The following is a 1,440-nucleotide window of genomic DNA, read 5'->3' on the forward strand; positions in this document are numbered from 1 at the left end:
TTAGTGGAACTGTATGCAGGAGCCAACTGGATGGAAAGAGAAACGTATGATTTCTATGGAATCAAATTTAAAGGACATCCGGATCTGAGACCTATTTTAAATATGGAAGATCTTGGTTACCACCCGATGCTGAAAGAATATCGTTTGGAAGACGGAACAAGAACGGATAAGAACGACAGCATGTTCGGAAGATAAAAAAGCGAATGGCGCCAATGGCAGCGAGCCAATAGCCAGAAGCAAATAGCTAAAAGCAATCATTATGAAAGATAACTCATTATCTAATATACTAAACCAATACGAAAGTAAGGAACAGATTGACGGACAGTTATACACCCTCAATTTAGGACCTACCCACCCTGCAACGCACGGTATTTTCCAGAATATCTTAACGATGGACGGAGAAAGAATCCTTCATGCAGAGCAGACTGTGGGATATATCCACAGAGCATTTGAGAAAATTTCTGAAAGAAGAAACTATTCTCAGATCACTACCCTTACCGACCGTATGAATTACTGTTCTGCGCCGATTAACAATTTAGGTTGGCACATGACGGTTGAAAAACTGATCGGCGTTGAAGTTCCTAAACGTGTAGACTATATGCGTGTTATTTTAATGGAGCTTGCAAGGATCGGAGATCACCTGATCTGTAACGGTGTAACGGGAATGGACTCCGGAGCAATTACCGGTCTTACCTATATGTTCATCGAAAGAGAACGTATCTACGATATGTATGAGCAGATCTGCGGCGCAAGAATGACGACCAATATGGGGAGAATCGGAGGTTTTGAAAGAGATTTCACTCCAAAATTCCATGAGTTATTAAAGGATTTCCTTAAAACGTTCCCGCCAAGATTCAAAGAATTCTGTACATTATTAGAAAGAAACAGAATCTTTATGGACAGAACCATCGGAGCAGGATCTATTTCTGCAGAAAGAGCATTAAGCTATGGTTTCACAGGTCCGAATTTACGTGCAACCGGTGTGGATTATGACGTGAGAGTTGCGCAGCCTTATTCTTCTTACCAGGATTTCGACTTTATCATTCCGGTAGGAACTTCCGGAGATACCTACGACCGTTTCATGGTTCGTCAGCAGGAAATCTGGGAATCTATAAAAATCATCAAACAAGCATACGAAAACCTTCCTGAAGGACCATTCCACGCGGATGTTCCGGATTTCTATCTTCCTGAAAAGGCAGATGTTTACAAGAAAATGGAAGCACTGATTTACCATTTCAAAATTGTAATGGGAGAAACAGATGTACCGAAAGGTGAAGTTTACCACGCTGTAGAAGGCGGAAACGGAGAATTAGGGTTCTATCTTGTGAGTGATGGTGGAAGAAGCCCTTACCGACTGCATTTCAGAAGACCTTGTTTCATCTATTATCAGGCGTATCCTGAAATGATTACAGGTTCTGTAATTTCAGATGCGATCGTTAC

At 41.5% G+C, this 1,440-nt stretch carries 2 protein-coding genes; both read left to right on the plus strand.

The features are described from left to right. Positions 1-195 (plus strand): NADH-quinone oxidoreductase subunit C (locus WFK35_RS22740; protein ID WP_336734909.1); only part of this gene is annotated, 195 nt, incomplete at its 5' end. A 64-nt stretch (positions 196-259) separates the two neighbouring features. After that, the coding region (locus WFK35_RS22745) for an NADH-quinone oxidoreductase subunit D (RefSeq protein WP_336734911.1) at positions 260-1,440 on the plus strand (1,181 nt) is incomplete at its 3' end.

Source organism: Chryseobacterium sp. VD8 (assembly GCF_037149975.1).
In the GTDB taxonomy this organism is placed as follows: Bacteria; Bacteroidota; Bacteroidia; order Flavobacteriales; family Weeksellaceae; genus Chryseobacterium; species Chryseobacterium indicum.